This window comes from Mammaliicoccus sp. P-M59, assembly GCF_022386135.1.
GTDB lineage: Bacteria > Bacillota > Bacilli > Staphylococcales > Staphylococcaceae > Mammaliicoccus > Mammaliicoccus sciuri_A.
This window is the reverse complement of the sequence record NZ_JAJNJJ010000025.1, coordinates 1-1198: the sequence shown is the minus strand read 5'-3', so window position 1 is coordinate 1198 and position 1198 is coordinate 1. Positions and strand designations below refer to the sequence as shown.

Here is a 1198-nt window from a genome sequence, read left to right as displayed (position 1 = left end):
GTATGAAAAGACTAAACATCAAATTACTATCAGACAACGCAACAACACCAACTAGGGCTAACCCAACAGATAGTGGACTAGATTTATATGTATCTGAAACAGTCAATATACCACCTAGAACAACAAAATTAGTTAAGACTGATATAGCGATTGAATTGCCTATAGGATATGAGGGGCAAGTTAGACCACGTTCTGGTACGTCACTCAAAACTAAATTACGTGTGACATTAGGAACAATAGACCAAACATATCATAAAGAGATTGGGATCATAACAGACAATATAAGCGATAAACCAATCATAGTACAAAAGGGGCAAAGGTTAGCGCAGTTAGTTATCGCACCAGTTGTATATCCAGATGCGAATGTAGTTAAGGAGTTTGAGTATGTGTCAGATAGATCGGGTTACGGAAGTACAGGAGAATAAGGATAAGGGTGGCGAAAGTAACCCAGATATTTTAGATAAGGTAAAGGAAGTGTTGGGAAGATGAAAGAATATGAAGTAATTAAATATCACATAAAACAATATCAGATGTATTTAGAACAAATGAAGTTGTATGAAGTATGGAAATTGAATAATCATGATGAATATAAATGGAATTATACAGGAAAAATTCCTACTCAAGCAGAGATGAAAAGAACGAGATTGATATTACAAAAATTGATGTTAGATGTGGAACGTAGCATCCACATTTACTAGGGGAGGACTAATTTATGAATATAAAAATAAGAAGTGAGAGTGGAAAAGAGTATTTTGCAATTTATAACACTGAAAACCTAGAAAAATTTGTCAAAATGATTATTAAAACCAACCAAATGTTCTTGAAAGTTAATGATAGTAAAGGGCGTAAGGGGATATTAAAAATATCAAGTATCGAAAGTTTAACAGAGATTAAGGAGGACGCACAATGAAAATACTAATCACACTATTAATATCCACACTCGCATTATTCATATACGTTAAGCGTTCGTATAAGTATGCTACTGTTCAAGATAGTATAGACGTCGAAAGTTACGCAAGTGATATGTCAGCACCAATCGATTATGAGGTGTATAAATGACTAAATACGTATTGATTTTTAACAATGACCCAATAGCAGTGGGAGATAAATGGCATGTGGAAGATGCAAAGCAATGGGAAATCTATTATGGTGCTACAAGTGATATGTTTGAAATTAAAAAGTTTGATGATTACTACAA

4 protein-coding genes are annotated in these 1198 nt (G+C 33.5%); all 4 read left to right on the top strand.

Features of this window, described 5'->3' with window-relative positions; all coding sequences use genetic code 11:
* The first annotated feature begins 2 nt into the window (after positions 1–2).
* The 4 genes from dut to LQ617_RS15695 are packed head-to-tail and all read left to right on the top strand — an operon-like array spanning position 3 to position 1059.
* On the top strand, positions 3–425 hold the full coding sequence (gene dut, locus LQ617_RS15710) for a dUTP diphosphatase (protein ID WP_239740786.1): 423 nt from the start codon (positions 3–5) through the stop codon (positions 423–425).
* Positions 426–485: 60 nt separating this feature from the next.
* The gene (locus LQ617_RS15705) at positions 486–698 is read left to right on the top strand and encodes a hypothetical protein (RefSeq protein WP_239740785.1); all 213 of its coding nucleotides are present in this window, start codon (positions 486–488) and stop codon (positions 696–698) included.
* Between the two features lie 14 nt (positions 699–712).
* Positions 713–910 (top strand): hypothetical protein, encoded by a 198-nt coding sequence (locus LQ617_RS15700; RefSeq protein WP_239740784.1) that lies wholly within the window; start codon positions 713–715, stop codon positions 908–910.
* On the top strand, positions 907–1059 hold the full coding sequence (locus tag LQ617_RS15695; RefSeq protein ID WP_239740783.1) for a hypothetical protein: 153 nt from the start codon (positions 907–909) through the stop codon (positions 1057–1059). The genes LQ617_RS15700 and LQ617_RS15695 overlap by 4 nt, the downstream gene beginning before the upstream one ends.
* Positions 1060–1198: the final 139 nt, after the last annotated feature.

Bases quoted from the DNA above. Each gene is read 5' to 3' on its own strand.
- LQ617_RS15700 (WP_239740784.1), top strand. From the start codon at position 713: ATGAATATAAAAATAAGAAGTGAGAGTGGAAAAGAGTATTTTGCAATT.
- LQ617_RS15695 (WP_239740783.1), top strand. From the start codon at position 907: ATGAAAATACTAATCACACTATTAATATCCACACTCGCATTATTCATA.
- LQ617_RS15705 (WP_239740785.1), top strand. From the start codon at position 486: ATGAAAGAATATGAAGTAATTAAATATCACATAAAACAATATCAGATG.
- dut (WP_239740786.1), top strand. From the start codon at position 3: ATGAAAAGACTAAACATCAAATTACTATCAGACAACGCAACAACACCA.